Origin of the sequence: Halobacillus sp. Marseille-Q1614, assembly GCF_902809865.1 — a bacterium.
Taxonomy (GTDB): domain Bacteria; phylum Bacillota; class Bacilli; order Bacillales; family Halobacillaceae; genus Halobacillus_A.
This window is the reverse complement of the sequence record NZ_CADDWH010000001.1, coordinates 2,918,513-2,933,757: the sequence shown is the minus strand read 5'-3', so window position 1 is coordinate 2,933,757 and position 15,245 is coordinate 2,918,513. Positions and strand designations below refer to the sequence as shown.

Sequence of the window (15,245 nt, the reverse complement as noted above, 5' to 3'; positions counted from 1 at the left end):
AGATGTGATGGAAAGTAGACGGGATGAAAAATTAAACGAAATCGTGGAAAACTATTATGCTTCATTACTGCGTACGGCTTTTGGCTATGTAAAAAACATGATGACGGCTGAGGACATGGTTCAGGATGCTTTGCTGAAAGCCTATGACAAATTTCATTTGTTTCAGGAGGGGCAGAACCTGAAAGCCTGGGTCTTTAAAATTATGATTAACCACTGTAAGGATTATCTGCGGAGTTATGACAGCCGTAAAGTAACACCTTGGGAAGGCCATTGGCTTCAAAATACGATGGCTAATACGAAAGACCCTTTGGATATTATGCTCGAAAAAGAAGCACACTCCCATATTCATGAAGCAATATCCCATTTACGTCCAGGTTACCATGAATGTGTTCATCTCTATTATTTCAATAATTTGTCAGTGAAGCAAGTCTCCCATGTCCTTCATATGAATGAAAATACTTTAAAAACTAGAATGAAGAGGGCACGGGATTATTTAGGAGGAGAATTAAGTCTCTCCGTTGCCGCTAAATAACTGAACTCAAAAAAGCGAGCGTGTCTGCTCGCTTTTATAGTATGGAAATTTATTGTTCAGCCAGAATTTTGGCATCTTCGACGATCTTCTCATAAGGGACATTTGTATCGCCTTTATAGTGCTTCATCACTTTGCTGTCTTTGCTTACTAAGAAAAAAGATGAGCCATGCGTGACCTGATCGGCTCCTTCAGGTTTACTTACAATTGTACGAAAGCTTTCCTGCCCGTAAGCTTCAATTTCGTCCTGGGAATAACCTGTTACAAAAGACCATGTCTCAAGGTCAGCCCCGTGAGCGGTTGCAAACTCTTCAAGCTTTTCAGGGGTATCCACCTCAGGATCAACAGAGAATGAAACGAATTCTGCTTCGATTCCTTTTTCTTTAAACTTTTCTTGAAGCTGGGCCATATTTCTCGTCATCGGCGGACATACCGTTTCACAGGAAGTGAAAATAAAGTTAGCCATCCACACTTTGCCTTCCATTTCCTCGACAGAAAAATCCTCGCCAGATTGACTGGTCCCTTCAATATTACTGATTTCCCACTCGAGAGGATCCTCTAATTCTTTTTGTCCGCAGGCAGCAAGGAAAAGGAACGCTGCCATAACAAAAATAAGCTTTACTCCGCTATGTATATTCATAAGGTGCTCCTTCCAATTAAGTAATAAAGTAAATCCCTTTATAGTTTACGACTGAGAGAATCGAAGTGTCAATTTAGGAAGCGATTTCTTCCCTTTTTCCTCGCATGTGGTTCTATTTTGTGGAAACACTATATACCTGAATAGAAAGAAGGGATATAGGGTGCCAGTTTATATAAATAAAGACCATCAGCGAATGTTTTATGAAGAGATCGGAACAGGGGAAGTCCTGTTGTGTATCCATCCTCCAGGGATGGGAAGAAAAGTTTTCGTAAATCAGTATGAGTTATCTTCGACCTTTCGTCTTATCATTCCGGATTTAAGCGGCCATGGTGATTCGGATACTACAAAAATTGCTCCGGCCATTAGTGATTACTCCAGTGAGCTTTTAGACTTATTGGAGCACCTTCAGCTAAAAGAGGTAATTTTGTTTGGATATTCAGCGGGAGGGTCAATTGCTCAAGACTTTGCCTTAACTTTTCCAGACAGAGTCAAAGCGTTAATTCTTTCAGGTGCTTTTCCGAAAGTCGCTGTAAAATTATTAGAAGTGGAATTTAAAGCGGGGATGAGCTGGGTGAAACAGGACCCCGGATCACTGGCTAAATTACTGAGCTTTTCTCATTTCAAAAGCCCTGAAATTAGAGCTGAATTAGAACACCATATGTCTAAATCGGATCCTTTCGTCTGGTACCATTTTTATAATGAATCTTTGAAGTATGATTGCACGGACCGGCTCCAGGAGTTTAAGATGCCGCTGCTGCTTCTATATGGGAATCGCGCCAAGTGGATTAAATATCATGTAAAGTATTATCAAAGCTGCAGCGATCCTTCTCTGGTCATTGTGGATGGAGCCTTTCACCAACTTCCGGCAAGCCATGGACCGATCGTGAATCAGGCGATACGGGATTTCTACGAACGAACGTTTACGGCCATACAAAAAACGCACGGCCTTCTATGAGGTGTGCGTTTTTTGTTCCTCTTCATCAGAGTAATGGTCGATGATTGCCTGTCCTTCTTTGGGAACTCGGTTCTCTTCATCTTTTTCTTCATGCTCGGTAAATGCTTCATTTATTTTGGCAGGGTGTGAAAACAGTTCGGCTGCTTCGTTGGAAGTGGGCTCATTCTTATGCTTTTTGTCTTTTTCCATCGTAATCCTCCTATGTTATTTAGTTGTGTTATTAGTTTTCCTTAAAATTATGTTCCTAAACAAAAGAACGATATATGATAGACTGTTAATAATAAGTTAACTGGTGTTTTATTAAGCTCTGTTAGGTGGCTTTGTTGATGAGAAAAGGGAGAGCTGCTCGCTTTTAAGCGGACAAACGTCTGAGCCGCCTCGCAAAACGGGTCTTGGATCGCGCGTTTCTCAGCGGGAGTCTCGCAGATATCCTTACTTTTTTAAGAATTATTGCAACAATAGAATTAACTTAGCATGATACTACTAGAGAGGGTCCGGCTTCCTTTTACAAAGGTAACGGTTCGCTGAATCCCTTCTTAATCAACACCGACGATTAACAGAGCAAATAATCCTCTACAAAGAAATGGGTGGGCACATGGGAGAAAAATTAAAGATCTTTAGTGACTGGATGACGCCTGTTGGTGAAAAGGATCGAGACGAAGTCCACCGTGACGGGGATTGGCACGAAAGTTTTCACTGCTGGTTTTACAGGCATGATAAAGACGAAACCTTCCTTTATTTTCAGAAACGATCGGACACGAAGAAGGAATTCCCATGCTTGTACGACATAACCGCGGCAGGGCATATTCAGTGTACAGAAGGGCGGGTAGAAGGAGGTCTTCGGGAAATCAGTGAAGAGCTGGGGCTGCAGCTTAGTGAGAAAGATATAGATTATCACGGATTCTACAAAGAAGAGCTTCGTGTGAAAACTTTAAAAGACCGAGAAATCTGTCATATTTACCTATATGCTTATGATGAAGCGAAAACTTTAACGATGAATGAAGAAGTTACCGACGTAGTCAGAGTTAATTTAGAAGAGTTCTTAAGCATGATTTCCAAGAACGGAAAATTTGTAACGGCTGAGTCCCTATTTCATAAGGAATCTATCTTGATGGAAGCCGAAGATTTCTGTCCGCATGACTTTAATTATTATCAGCATATCATCCAGGCGATCATGAGCACGCGATAGTTTTTTCGTTGACATCATGGTTTGGTCGTATTATATACTGTGGAAAACATATAAAGGAGAGACAGCAATGACTAAATCTTTTCATACACAAGTCGTACATAACCAAATTGACCAGGAGAAAGCCTTAAATAGTAAATCCACTCCGATCTATCAGACGTCTGCCTTTTCTTTTCGGGATTTAGACCACTTGGAGAGCTACTATGCAGGAGAGACCCCATATTCTTATACGAGAGAAAACAACCCGAACACAGATGAGCTCGGTCGTACGGTAGCCAATCTTGAAGGAGCGCCTGCTGGAGCAGCCTCATCATCAGGAATCTCGGCAATTATGGCGGGGGGTCTGTCCGGTTCAGAAGCCGGAGATCATATTTTGACAGCCGGAGAGTTATAAGGCGGCACCCACCAGCCGATTTCAAAAAAAATTTTCGCTTTTTGAATTGAATACACGATGGTTTCTTTTGCAGATGAACAAGCGATAAAAGATGCCATTCAGCCAAACACGAAGCTATTGTATTCCGAATCGATCTCCAATCCATTTCTACGAGTAGAAAATATCGAAAAACTGGTTGCCATAGCTCAGCAGCACAGCCTGCGGACGATGATTGACAATACATTTGCTACTCCTTATTTACTGCAGCCTTATAAACAGGGAGTGGATATCGTTGTCCACAGTGCCACTAAATACATCGGCGGGCACAGTGACGTTACTTCAGGCGTGGTCATTGGCCATGAAGATCTTATGGCTAAAGCGAAAAGGAAAGTGATAGGGCTTGGTACTAACTTAAGTCCATTTGAAGCCTGGCTGACACAGCGCGGATCCAAAACGCTGGCGCTGAGAATGAGACAACAGGCAGCTAATGCGGGCCAGGTTGCCAGTAAGCTGAGCGAGAACAGCGGCGTAAAGCGAGTCTTTTACCCAGAAGAGGTTTCTGATCGTGGGAATGGGGCGATCGTTACGATTGAACTTAGTCATAATGCGGATGTAGAAACATTTTTCAAATCACTTGGGTGGATTAAACTTGCTCCGACACTTGCCGGTGTTGAGACAACTGTATCCTACCCAATCCGTACTTCACACCGTTCGCTTACGCCTGAAGAAAGGGAGAAGATCGGCATAAATGAATATGTGATTCGCTTGTCAATTGGGATAGAAGAAGCGGATGATATTATTGCCCAATTCAAAGAAGCAATTGAACATTCTGTTAAATAAATATTCGAAAAATTATTGACTTTAAAGCAGCTAATCCTTATAATTCATAAACATAACCAAATTAAATATTGAGATTACTCTTATCAAGAGCGGCAGAGGGACTAGGCCCTGTGAAGCCCGGCAACCTTCAAACATCGGTTTGAAAAGGTGCCAAATCCTACAGATCACGGATCTGAGAGATAAGAGGAGGACTTTTGTTATTAACAACCCCTCTTCTTATCGAAGAGGGGTTTTTTGCGTCTTTTGTAACACATGACATAACTAAAAACTAAGGAGGATTTTACTATGACAAACTCTTTTGAAAGCTATGATTTAGATACCATTTCCTTACATGGCGGTCAATCTCCGGACCCAACGACAGGTTCACGCGCCGTACCAATTTACCAGACAACATCTTACGTGTTTCATGATACTGATCATGCGCAAAGTTTATTTGCCTTAGATGAGCCGGGAAATATTTACTCTCGTATTGGCAACCCGACCGTGGATGTATTTGAGAAAAGGATGGCTTTGCTGGAGAACGGTGTAGCTTCAGTGGCTACAGCTTCTGGGATGTCCGCCATTTCTCTTTCGATCTTAAACCTGGCTGGAGCAGGTGATGAGATTGTGGCAGCGGCTAATTTGTACGGCGGAACGTATAATTTGTTCGCTAATACTTTGCCGAGATATGGCATTAAAGTAGTTTTCGTAGATCCTGAAGATCCTGAGAACTTCCGCAAAGCGATCAACGATAAAACAAAAGCAGTATTTGCTGAAACAATTGGTAACCCGAGCCTGCACGTGCTGGATTTCGAAAAAGTGGCTCAAGTTGCCCACGATAACGACATTCCGCTCATTGTCGATAACACGTTTGCAACCCCATATTCCTGCAAACCGCTTGAATGGGGAGCAGACATTGTCGTTCATTCGGCAACCAAATGGATTGGCGGCCACGGTACGACAATCGGAGGTGTCGTTATTGACGGAGGACGCTTTGACTGGAGCAACGGCAAGTTCCCAGTATTCACAGAACCAGATGAAAGCTACAATGGCATTCGCTATGCCGCTGACTTTGGGACATTAGCTTTTATTACAAAACTCCGTGTTCAATTACTTAGAGACTTGGGAGCATGCTTAAGCCCGCAGAACGCGTTCCAGCTTCTTCAAGGCTTAGAAACACTTCACTTAAGAGTAGAACGCCATAATGATAATGCGCTGGAAGTGGCTGAATATTTAAAAGCACATCCGGATGTAGACTGGGTATCCTACCCGGGATTAAAAGAGCACCCGGCTCATGATCTGGCTAAGAAATACTTAGAGGTCGGTTATGGATCAATTGTAAACTTCGGCATTAAAGGCGGCCGTGAAGCGGGTCGCCAAGTAATTAACAACATTTCACTCTGGTCTCACGTAGCGAATGTCGGTGATGCCAAATCTCTTATCATTCACCCGGCGTCCACTACCCACCAGCAGCTGTCTGTAGAAGATTTGGCAGCCAGCGGGGTAACCGAAGAATTAATCCGCTTATCTGTCGGAATTGAATCAGCTAAAGATTTAATCAATGACTTAAACCGCGCCATTGGCAAAGCAACAGGCAGAGAAGCTGATACAGCCATTACAGAAAATGATGAGGGTGTAATCAAGTGGGCCCTTAATTCTCCAAAGGTAACGGAAACCGTCGATGGAGAAGAGGTAACAAGACCAAAACGGCTCGCGATAGTCGGGCTTAGCGGCAAGCCGTCCCGACCAAGTCACCGTTTGGCCCGCAAAATGCAGCGTATGGGTTATCAAATCGTACCCGTCAATCCTCGAGAAGAAGAAGTGTTAGGGGAAAAAGCTTATCCTGACCTGCGCGCCATTCCTTTTAAAATTGATGTTGCCCAAATCTTCCGCAGTCCGGAAGCGGCCATTGAAATTGCTAAAGAAGCGGCCGAAGTGAAGCCAGAGGTATTTTGGCTGCAGGAAGGGGTCATTTCTCCGGAAGCAGCTAAAATTGCGAGCGATGCCGGTTTGCAGGTCATTCACAACCGCTGTACGTATAAAGAAGCACAACGCTTAAGAGGCACCATAGAAACTTATGCATGTGAGATATAAAACAGGAGGAAAGAATGAAAATTAAATCCTCCGTTACTATCTACTGTTCTGCTGCTTACAATTACGTTAATTGTCTGCTCAAACGCCGAAGAAGAAGGCGGCCTTGATAAAATCACACGCGAACGCGGTGACTCTTACTTAGCGGAATTAAAGCAGCTAGACTTTACAAAAGGGTAAGGAGGATCGTTTTAGATGACGGAAAAAGTTCTGCCGCCAAGAAAAGGAAGTTATAATGTCGGAATAGAATGGATGGAAGGCGAACCCTTCAGCTGGGAGCGCGTCCATCCGATGTTTACCTGGTTTGAAACAGGCAAAGTAAACATGGCGCATGAATGCGTGGACCGGCATGTGGAAGATGGAAAAGGTGAAAAAACGGCGCTTCACTATTTTTCTGAGGAGCTGGAAATTACTTTCACTTATCGTGAACTGCAGACAGAGGTGAATCGCTGGAGCAACGTGCTTCGTACCAAGGGCGTGAAAAAGGGCGATTTCGTATTTATTTTCCTTCCGAAGCATCCTTATTGTCATATTGCCATGCTGGCAGCCATTAAAATCGGTGCTGTTGTCGGTCCATTGTTCGAAGCTTTTATGGAAGAAGCCGTAAAAGACAGAATTAATGATTGTGAAGGAAAATATCTAATCACAAATTCTGATTTCCTGGATCGTGTGAAACGCGAGGAAATACCAAGTTTAAAAACTGTCTTTACGACTGATTTCGATACTGTCGGTTCAGATATTTCCATAACGAAAGAAGCGGAGGAAGTATCAGATCATGCCGAGACAGAATGGGTCGATCTTGAAGACGGTTTAAATATTCACTATACGAGCGGGTCGACAGGCAAACCGAAAGGCATTATCCACGCTCATCGAAATATGATCCAGCAGTACCAAACCGGCCGCTGGGTGCTCGATTTAAAGGAAGACGATGTTTATTGGTGTACCGCTCATCCCGGTTGGATAACGGGGACGGTTTATGGAGTATTTGCCCCGCTTTTAAACGGCGTAACGACGATCATTCACAGCAGCCGATTTTCCGCGGATAACTGGTATCAAATTCTTCAGGATGCCAAAGTCACGGTTTGGTACAGTGCTCCTACTGCTTTTCGTATGCTGATGGCAAAAGGGGATAAGGCTTTAAGAAGGTATGATCTGTCTTCACTTCGTCACATTTTAAGCGTCGGGGAACCGCTTAACCCTGAAGTGATTTACTGGGGAGAGCGCAACCTGAACTTAAGAATCCACGATACGTGGTGGATGACAGAAACAGGGGCCCAGCTGATCGCCAATCTGCCGACGAGAACAATTAAGCCGGGTTCGATGGGGCGCCCGATTCCTGGTATCGAAGTTTCTGTTTTAGATGAAGAAGGAGAAGAGTTGCTCGCTTATGAAACAGGCCACTTGGCGATTAAATCATCCTGGCCTTCTTTAATGAAGGAAGTATGGAAAAATAAAGAGAAGTTTCAGTCTTATTTTCCCCACGGAGAGGAATGGTACATTTCCGGAGACCTCGCCTATTTAGATGAAGACGGGTACGTATTTTTCCAGGGGCGCAGCGACGATATGATCAACTCCTCAGGAGAACGCATCGGCCCGTTTGAAGTAGAAAGCAAACTGATCGAGCACAAAGCTGTTAAAGAAGCAGGAGTCGTCGGCAAGCCTGACCCGATTCGAGGAGAAATTGTCAAAGCGTTTATCGCCTTAAATTCAGGTTTTGAAGAGAGCTCCGAGCTGCTAGAAGACATCCGGCTGTTTGTGAGAAAAGGACTGGCTGCTCATGCTGCACCAAAAGAAATTGAAGTAATTGATAAACTGCCCAAAACCCAGATTAGCGGAAAAGTGCTGAGAAGAGAATTGAAGAGAAGAGATATAGACCAAGCAGGCTGACAATGTTGTTGCCTGCTTTTTTTAGTTGTCTAGGAAATTATAAAATTCCAAGCTGTGGATATATATGTTTAAAAGAGCGACATCCAGCTCCAGCGCCCAGACACTCGCGTCATAAGCCATCCGGCCTGCGGAAGGGAAGGCCACCTTCCTTCGGCCGTTTTGCCTATGACGCGAGTGTCCACCAGGGCGCTTTAAGCCTTTGTTCGTTTAGCGGCCAAATTAAAAAAAGCGGCGAAGCTGAAACTGGAAAGGCAAGATTCTGGAAGCTAAAAGTCTTTTCGGTTTTTTTATAGCTTGTTCTTTCCTATGTGTGGGGTCCCTGTGATTTGGGTATACCTTTACTAGAGTTAATTGTAGAGAGGTGATTAAGGTGGCTTATTCTGTAACATTGCAAAAAATATTAATCTTCCTTGGTATAGGACTTACAATTGGAGCAGTCATTGGGTTCAGCGCTGTTCTTGGCTTTGGACTGGATGGATCTGTTTTTGTCATTTCCATGTTTCTCAGCATTTTAACCGTGTTTGCATCAGCTATGTACGCCGAGCTTTACCACATTCGTGAAGCGATTAATAAGCAGCGTCAGGAAGAAAGCCGGTTAAGGTAACCTGGTGTTCTGGGAGGCTCCTGCGGAACCAGCCTATTTTATAAAAATCGAGGCAATAAGCACAATTATGTATAGCAGAACGATCAGAGTCATCGTTAAATAGCTTAAGGCAGAGAGCCTTCTGAAGATAACAAAAAAGGTAGCAATGATGACGCTTGGGATAAAGATCCAATAAATCAATTCCATAAACTAAAGGCATCTCCTTCCTATATTTTCATCTTAAGGACATGACGTGCGTTTTACAAGTTTTTAAATGTGCAAGTCCTGTTTATTGAAGGGAAAGGGAAGGGTATATGATGTTAAGCAGCTATGAGGAGGGAAGAGCTCCAGAACGGCTTGCTCCATCTGGTAGATTCTTCTCTCTATCCTAATATAGGAATTTGTTTTATTAATGTGGAGGTGGATACATGAAAAAGAAGGCAATTATAATTGGCGGGGGATTAGGCGGAATGTCCACAGCCATCCGTTTAAGCGGGGATGGTTATGATGTGAAGCTTCTAGAGAAGAATAGTAATTTAGGCGGGAAGCTGAACCGAAGGGAAGGAAAAGGGTTTACATTTGATACCGGTCCTTCTATCTTAACGATGCCGTGGGTATTAGAACAGCTGTTTGAAAGTGTCCATCGTCGTCTGGAGGACTACATAAAGGTTGAGAGGGTAGAACCACAGTGGCGTACCTTTTATGAAGACGGGACTCAGCTTGATGTGACGAGTGACCTGCCGACAATGCTTGATGAAATGGCAAAAGTCACGGACCGTCCGAATCGCAGCTTGACTGATTTTCTGTCCTATTCGCAGGATATGTATGAGCTGTGTATGAAGAGTTTCTATAAATACAGCATTTCCGATCTGAAAGATTTAAAGAAACACCACTCGCTGAGTGAACTTTTGAAAATGGATCCTTTGAGTACAGTTGCTAAAGCGACTCATAAGCAATTTAATAATAAGTATTTAGAGCAGCTGTTTAACTTCTTTGTCATGTATGTAGGATCGAATCCTTATTCGGCACCTGCCATTCTCAATCAGCTTGTTTATGTGCAGCTCGGCCTTGGCATTCATTATGTGAAAGGCGGGATGTACCAAATTGCTGAAGGAATGAAGATGCTCATGGAGGAATTAAGAGTGGACATCCACTTGAACACACCTGTTGAGCAGCTGGTTGTAGAAGGAGAAAAAGTGACAGGAGTGCAGACGGAAGATGGAAATATCCACACGGCTGATGTCGTTGTATCCAATTTGGAAGCCATCCCGGCCTATCGTCAATTAGCACCAAAATCTTCTAAAGTTAAAAAAGAAAGAAAAGCCCTGGAGAAAGAATTTAAACCTACCGTATCCGGGCTTGTCCTGTTACTCGGTGTAAATAAGAGGTTTGAGAATCTTAAGCACCATAATTTCTTTTTCTCAGAAGACCCTGAAATAGAGTTCAAAGAAATTTTTGATAAGGGTGTGCCGGCAGATGATCCGACTGTCTATATTGGTATTTCATCACGCACGGACGGCACACAGGCACCGGCAGGCAAAGACAACTTGTTTGTTCTGACCCACGTGCCGCCATTGAAAAATGGTAAGCGTAAATCCCAGGATTGGGATCATTACCGCGAAGTTGTGCTTGATAAGCTTGAACGAATGGGAATGGAAGGTCTGAGGGATTCCATCGAATTCGAGCACCGCTTTACACCGGAAGATTTAGAGAGTCTCTATGGACCAAATGGCGGTTCTATTTATGGAATTGCATCGGATAAGAAAACAAATGGCGGATTTAAGATTCCTGCTAAGAGCCAGGTCTATGATAATTTGTATTTCGCAGGCGGAGCGACTCATCCCGGAGGCGGTGTCCCAATGGTGACACTTTCAGGGCAGCTTACCGCAGATCTGATTAAAGAACATATGCATATGGAAGTAGAAGTATAAGGGCCGGCCTAAAAGCTGGCCTTCTTTCCTGTGGCGGTTTAAAATTAAGGAGTTTTTAAATGAGTGTATGGTTAATATTTATGTTATTTATACTTTCTGGGATTGGAGCTTTCTTTGCAGCTTCACGTCTGGCGTATTTTGGAGATGCTGTAAAAGAAAAAACTACAGCAACTTCCGCATTTATGGGAATGCTGATTGGTGTGGCCATTTCCCTTCCAGAATTAACGTCAAGTGTGACATCCATTATTATCGACGCGCCCGACTTGGCTGTAGGGAATTTAGTAGGAAGTAACTTATTTAATATACTGGCTTTAGCTATATTTGATCTGGTTTATCGAAAGCATCAGATTATGACTCATGCGACGGTAGAGAGTAAGCTGTATGGCTGGCTTGTTATCCTTCTCACATTCATAGTGTTGTTGGGGCTTATACTCCCTGTTCCCGCACACCTGTTCAATGTTGGCTACACGTCGATTGGGGTTATTTTAATTTACGCAATCGCCACGAAATGGATTAATGAACGCACAGAATACAAAGGCAGAAAAATTAAAAGGAAGCCAAAAAGATACAAAGAACATTCTTTTAGGCAGTCAATCTGGCAATTTATTTTAGCGGCAGCTGCTATTATGGTTATGGGCAGTATTTTAACGATTACTGCTGAAGAAATTGCTACGATTACTGGGTTAGGTGCCTCGTTTGTCGGTTCGTTTTTAGTGGCGATTAGCACATCCTTACCTGATGCCGTCAGTGTGGGAACGGCTCTTAAAATGAGAAATTATAATTTAGCCATTAGTTCATTGCTGGGAAGTAACGCCTTTAACTTAATAATTTTAGCGTTCACCGATATCTTTTACATTAGAGGGCGGCTTTTGGAACAAGCAGGACCTTCTAACTTGATAACCGGTGGTGTTTCGATCGGTTTTATACTGCTGATCATCTATAGCATCAGCCGCCGGCGTGCTCAGCCTGCCTGGAGCTATATGCTTCCTTCCTCACTTATTGTAGTTTCCTACTTTGTCACGACGTATTTCGTTTTTGCGATGAGATAGCAGTGTGAAAATAATGAAATATAGATGGAGGTGGGAGTATGGAGCTGCCTGAAGACTTGTTAAATCAAGCGGAAGAAAAAATGAAAGACCTAAAAGTGGAAGGGTTTGTGCTGGGAGAAGGCAACCCTGAAGCAGATATTATGCTTGTCGGAGAAGCACCCGGGGAAAAAGAAGCAGTCGAAGGGGTCCCTTTTATTGGCCGGGCCGGAGATGAGCTTGATAAACAGCTCTACTATTTAGGTCTGAAAAGAGAAGATATTTATATTACAAGTGCTGTAAGGAGCCGGCCGTATAAATGGGTGGATACCACATCGAAGAAGAGTGAAACCGGACGAAGAAAAGCTAACCGGAAGCCGAATCAAAAGGAAATCATTGCTCATGCTCCTATTCTTGATTACCAGATTGAAAAGGCAGATCCTAAAGTCATTATTGCTTTAGGGGGAGTCGCTTTAGAGAGGCTGGCGGGAAAGGATTATAAAATCAGCCAGGTGCTAGGTGAAGTGATCAACACACCGGTTTTAAAGCTCGAGAACGATGAATTTAAGCCGACGGTAAAGAACTATGCGGTTTTTCCGCTTTATCACCCGGCGGCTGTTTTCTACAATCCAAAAATCAAAGAAGATATTTACGCCTCTCTCGATCGTCTAAAAGATTATTTATCGGAACAGAATATATAAAAAAAGCTGTGTAAACAAAGCCTTTCTAAGCTCTGTTTAACACAGCTTTTGTTTTTATTGGGCGATCGGGAGAGCTTCTTCTTTTTCAAAAACAAAATATCCCTGCTGGCTTATATTCCCGCTGCCGATACCTGTGCTCTGCCAGCTTTTAATGGCGACGATATGCTGTTCATCTTCGCCTTTCACTGCATAGATCGTTTCGTGCTGAGTGAATGGTATGAACTTCTGCGATTCAGAAGGTTTAGGCGTCGCAGTTCCGACTGGCTTATCGAGTTCGTCAGGCTGAACCTGTCTCCCGGTTTGAACGTAAAATTCATCATTATGAATAATATAGGTCTGCCTCACTATTGTCGAGGTATCTTTCGTATTTCCGCTCACCAGCTCAATCTTCTCTGCGGATTCTATATTCTGCGTCTGAAGGTCTTTCATCTCCATGTCAGCCGAACGCTGAGAGTTAAGGGTTACGTCAAAAGTCTCTGTATCTGATGGCTGGTTATAAAACTGAAAGGCAATCACAGCCAATATAGCCATAGCGGGGAAGGGGAGTGCCGTTTTTGCCCAGCTTGTCCGCGGTGTGGCGGGCTGGTTTTTAACTTGATGAATCATTTTATGAACTTCATGTTCACCCATTGGAACCTTTTCATATTTCACTTGATGATTCATCTTTTTTAACCGGTGATCCATCAGTTCATTCATAAGTAGACCCCCCTTCGGAAACTAGCTGTTCTTGTAAGATTTGCCTTGCTCTACGCAGTCTTGTTTTCACCGTATTGGGACTGACATTTAATAGTTGAGCCATATCCTTTACTTCAAATTCTTCAAAATAGTAGAGGATCACGACTTCCCGGTATTTATCTTCAAGCCTTAAAATATGTTCGAGAAGCTCCTCATCTTCGCTTTTATGAATGGTGTACTGCTCAGGTGTTTCATGTTGAGAGGGCAGGTTCTGAAAAACTTCCAGCCCTTTTTTAAAGACACGGCGGATGTAAGAGCTTTTCAGATGGTCCTTGCATAAATTTATCGTTATTTTGTAAAGCCACGTCTTTTCGCTGGATTGCTTTTTAAAGGAATCATATTTCTCGTAAGCTTTAATAAAGGCATCCTGTGTGATATCTTCTGCCAGCGAATGGTCTTTTACATAAGAGTAAGCCAGCCATTTTAAGTCATGGCTGTATGTTTTGATCCAATGCTCCACTTTTATCTCCAGGGAATGATCGCTGTCTTCTGTCGGCTGCTGCTTTCCGATTAATTTGTCCCACTTCATAAAATTAGACGACACTCCTCCCGGCGAGGTTTTCTTAATAATATTACTAGGATAACACGATTTTTTGAAAGTTTACGTAAAAAATCAGCTTACGCCCTGTGAAGGCTAAGCTGAATTGTTTTTTTTGTGATTAATTCGTTCATCACTTTAATCGTCTGCTGAAGTTCTTCAAAGGTGGTGGTCCTGCCAAAACTAATTCGAAAAAGCCCGTGAGCTTCTTCAGGGGTATATCCCATCGCTAAAAGGCTCTTTGGTGGCGCTGAATGTGAGGATTTACAGGCGCTTCCTGATGAAATTGCTATGCTTTTTTGGTTGCATGCAAGCATAACCCACTGGCCTTCGAGACCATCAGCCCTTAAAGCTAGATGATGAGGCAGGCGGTTATGACGATCTCCGATTAACATAAAGTGGCTTCTATTAAGACGAGCTAGAAACCAATCCTGCATTTCCTTCCATCTCTTATTTAAAGAAAAGGAGTCTTCATGCATGATCATAGCGGCCGATGTGAAAGCGGCAATTCCGGGACCATCAACTGTCCCTGATTTAAATCCATCCTGATGAATAATATCCGGATAGAGGCTCTTTCGTGATACAGTAGGGGAAATATAACAGCCTCCTGTATTTTTAGGACCATTAATTTTGTGGGATGAAAAAGAAAGTGCGTTTATGTTCCAACCTCTTACATCAATAGGTATTTTAGCGAATGTCTGCACGGCATCACTATGAAACAAACAATCTTTCTCTTTTAAAATTTTTCCTATCTCCTCAAGAGGCTGAAGGACACCCGTTTCGCTGCTGGCATGGCATATAGTTACTAAAATAGTGTCCGACCGAATTAGTTTATTAAGAGAAGTAATTGATATTTGTCCATTTGGATGGACTTCTGTCTCATCTACCTCAAATCCTGCATCTTTAAGCTTATCTAACGCCTGATATATGGATGGATGTTCAAGCGGAGAGGTAATAATATGTCTGCCGCGCTGTGCATTTCCATAAGCGAGGCTTAATATCGTGGAATGGTTACTGTCAGAACCTCCGCTCGTAAAAAAAATACCTTCTGTCTCTCCTTTGATAATGCCAGCAAGCTCTTCCTTACAATGCATAATTAATTGTCTCGCCGACTCTCCCTCATCATGCAGACTTTGTTCATTCCCAAAATATGTTCGAGCGGCTGTTACATAAGCTTCTATAGATTCCTCACTCATTGGAGTTGTAGCACAATGGTCGAGATAAATCATTTTACCCCTCATTTCCTAAATTG

15 protein-coding genes, 1 pseudogene and 1 riboswitch are annotated in these 15,245 nt (G+C 43.0%); of the genes and pseudogenes, 10 read left to right on the top strand and 6 right to left on the bottom strand.

Features of this window, described 5'->3' with window-relative positions:
* Positions 1-7 precede the first annotated feature (7 nt).
* Positions 8-532 carry a sigma-70 family RNA polymerase sigma factor gene (locus HUS26_RS14625; protein WP_254434298.1) on the top strand — a complete coding sequence of 175 codons (525 nt, stop codon included), beginning with the start codon at positions 8-10 and terminating at the stop codon, positions 530-532.
* A 49-nt stretch (positions 533-581) separates the two neighbouring features.
* Here the strand turns inward: HUS26_RS14625 and HUS26_RS14620 are convergent, their stop codons facing one another.
* A complete protein-coding gene (locus tag HUS26_RS14620; protein ID WP_173917832.1) occupies positions 582-1,169 on the bottom strand; it encodes an SCO family protein in 588 nt (195 codons plus the stop codon).
* A gap of 160 nt (positions 1,170-1,329) precedes the next feature.
* Between HUS26_RS14620 and HUS26_RS14615 the strand changes: the two genes are divergently transcribed.
* Positions 1,330-2,124 carry an alpha/beta fold hydrolase gene (locus tag HUS26_RS14615; RefSeq protein WP_254434212.1) on the top strand — a complete coding sequence of 265 codons (795 nt, stop codon included), beginning with the start codon at positions 1,330-1,332 and terminating at the stop codon, positions 2,122-2,124.
* On the opposite strand, the gene HUS26_RS14610 is transcribed toward HUS26_RS14615, so the two are convergent.
* Positions 2,119-2,313 (bottom strand): hypothetical protein, encoded by a 195-nt coding sequence (locus tag HUS26_RS14610; RefSeq protein WP_173917831.1) that lies wholly within the window; start codon positions 2,311-2,313, stop codon positions 2,119-2,121. The two genes, HUS26_RS14615 and HUS26_RS14610, sit on opposite strands and share 6 nt — an antisense overlap.
* 406 nt (positions 2,314-2,719) lie before the next feature.
* Here HUS26_RS14610 and HUS26_RS14605 point away from each other — a divergent pair, with 406 nt between their 5' ends.
* The 5 genes and pseudogenes from HUS26_RS14605 to HUS26_RS14585 all read left to right on the top strand — a co-directional run bounded on the left by HUS26_RS14605 (position 2,720) and on the right by HUS26_RS14585 (position 9,084).
* Positions 2,720-3,313: an NUDIX domain-containing protein gene (locus HUS26_RS14605; protein ID WP_173917830.1), complete on the top strand. Its 594-nt coding sequence runs from the start codon at positions 2,720-2,722 to the stop codon at positions 3,311-3,313.
* A gap of 67 nt (positions 3,314-3,380) precedes the next feature.
* A pseudogene (locus tag HUS26_RS14600) lies at positions 3,381-4,523 on the top strand (PLP-dependent aspartate aminotransferase family protein).
* 77 nt (positions 4,524-4,600) lie between these two features.
* A riboswitch (SAM riboswitch) is annotated at positions 4,601-4,709 on the top strand.
* A gap of 99 nt (positions 4,710-4,808) precedes the next feature.
* The gene (locus tag HUS26_RS14595) at positions 4,809-6,596 is read left to right on the top strand and encodes a PLP-dependent aspartate aminotransferase family protein (RefSeq protein ID WP_173917829.1); all 1,788 of its coding nucleotides are present in this window, start codon (positions 4,809-4,811) and stop codon (positions 6,594-6,596) included.
* Between the two features lie 192 nt (positions 6,597-6,788).
* Positions 6,789-8,480, top strand: a complete 1,692-nt coding sequence (gene acsA / locus HUS26_RS14590; protein WP_173917828.1) for an acetate--CoA ligase — start codon at positions 6,789-6,791, stop codon at positions 8,478-8,480.
* A 370-nt stretch (positions 8,481-8,850) separates the two neighbouring features.
* Positions 8,851-9,084 carry a hypothetical protein gene (locus HUS26_RS14585; RefSeq protein ID WP_173917827.1) on the top strand — a complete coding sequence of 78 codons (234 nt, stop codon included), beginning with the start codon at positions 8,851-8,853 and terminating at the stop codon, positions 9,082-9,084.
* A gap of 33 nt (positions 9,085-9,117) precedes the next feature.
* On the opposite strand, the gene HUS26_RS14580 is transcribed toward HUS26_RS14585, so the two are convergent.
* Positions 9,118-9,270 (bottom strand): hypothetical protein, encoded by a 153-nt coding sequence (locus HUS26_RS14580; protein WP_173917826.1) that lies wholly within the window; start codon positions 9,268-9,270, stop codon positions 9,118-9,120.
* Positions 9,271-9,491: 221 nt separating this feature from the next.
* On the opposite strand from HUS26_RS14580, the gene HUS26_RS14575 reads away from it, so the two are divergent.
* From HUS26_RS14575 to HUS26_RS14565, 3 genes are read left to right on the top strand one after another with little or no spacing between them, the layout of a single operon-like run.
* Complete coding sequence (locus HUS26_RS14575; protein WP_173917825.1) at positions 9,492-10,994, top strand: NAD(P)/FAD-dependent oxidoreductase; 1,503 nt, start codon at positions 9,492-9,494, stop codon at positions 10,992-10,994.
* 59 nt (positions 10,995-11,053) lie between these two features.
* Entirely contained in the window at positions 11,054-12,043 is a 990-nt protein-coding gene (locus HUS26_RS14570; protein WP_173917824.1) for a sodium:calcium antiporter, read from the top strand.
* Positions 12,044-12,081: 38 nt separating this feature from the next.
* Positions 12,082-12,720: a uracil-DNA glycosylase gene (locus HUS26_RS14565; RefSeq protein WP_173917823.1), complete on the top strand. Its 639-nt coding sequence runs from the start codon at positions 12,082-12,084 to the stop codon at positions 12,718-12,720.
* Positions 12,721-12,774: 54 nt separating this feature from the next.
* Here the strand turns inward: HUS26_RS14565 and HUS26_RS14560 are convergent, their stop codons facing one another.
* From HUS26_RS14560 to HUS26_RS14550, 3 genes are all read right to left on the bottom strand, one after another.
* Complete coding sequence (locus tag HUS26_RS14560) at positions 12,775-13,416, bottom strand: hypothetical protein (protein ID WP_173917822.1); 642 nt, start codon at positions 13,414-13,416, stop codon at positions 12,775-12,777.
* Entirely contained in the window at positions 13,409-13,984 is a 576-nt protein-coding gene (locus HUS26_RS14555; RefSeq protein ID WP_173917821.1) for a sigma-70 family RNA polymerase sigma factor, read from the bottom strand. Before HUS26_RS14555 ends, HUS26_RS14560 begins: the two co-directional genes overlap by 8 nt.
* An 89-nt stretch (positions 13,985-14,073) precedes the next feature.
* A complete protein-coding gene (locus HUS26_RS14550; protein ID WP_173917820.1) occupies positions 14,074-15,222 on the bottom strand; it encodes an IscS subfamily cysteine desulfurase in 1,149 nt (382 codons plus the stop codon).
* Between the last annotated feature and the right edge of the window lie 23 nt (positions 15,223-15,245).

Bases quoted from the DNA above. Each gene is read 5' to 3' on its own strand.
- HUS26_RS14625 (WP_254434298.1), top strand. From the start codon at position 8: ATGGAAAGTAGACGGGATGAAAAATTAAACGAAATCGTGGAAAACTAT.
- HUS26_RS14570 (WP_173917824.1), top strand. From the start codon at position 11,054: ATGAGTGTATGGTTAATATTTATGTTATTTATACTTTCTGGGATTGGA.
- HUS26_RS14560 (WP_173917822.1), bottom strand. From the start codon at position 13,416: ATGAATGAACTGATGGATCACCGGTTAAAAAAGATGAATCATCAAGTG.
- HUS26_RS14605 (WP_173917830.1), top strand. From the start codon at position 2,720: ATGGGAGAAAAATTAAAGATCTTTAGTGACTGGATGACGCCTGTTGGT.
- HUS26_RS14595 (WP_173917829.1), top strand. From the start codon at position 4,809: ATGACAAACTCTTTTGAAAGCTATGATTTAGATACCATTTCCTTACAT.
- HUS26_RS14565 (WP_173917823.1), top strand. From the start codon at position 12,082: ATGGAGCTGCCTGAAGACTTGTTAAATCAAGCGGAAGAAAAAATGAAA.
- HUS26_RS14555 (WP_173917821.1), bottom strand. From the start codon at position 13,984: ATGAAGTGGGACAAATTAATCGGAAAGCAGCAGCCGACAGAAGACAGC.
- HUS26_RS14550 (WP_173917820.1), bottom strand. From the start codon at position 15,222: ATGATTTATCTCGACCATTGTGCTACAACTCCAATGAGTGAGGAATCT.
- HUS26_RS14580 (WP_173917826.1), bottom strand. From the start codon at position 9,270: ATGGAATTGATTTATTGGATCTTTATCCCAAGCGTCATCATTGCTACC.
- HUS26_RS14620 (WP_173917832.1), bottom strand. From the start codon at position 1,169: ATGAATATACATAGCGGAGTAAAGCTTATTTTTGTTATGGCAGCGTTC.
- HUS26_RS14610 (WP_173917831.1), bottom strand. From the start codon at position 2,313: ATGGAAAAAGACAAAAAGCATAAGAATGAGCCCACTTCCAACGAAGCA.
- acsA (WP_173917828.1), top strand. From the start codon at position 6,789: ATGACGGAAAAAGTTCTGCCGCCAAGAAAAGGAAGTTATAATGTCGGA.
- HUS26_RS14575 (WP_173917825.1), top strand. From the start codon at position 9,492: ATGAAAAAGAAGGCAATTATAATTGGCGGGGGATTAGGCGGAATGTCC.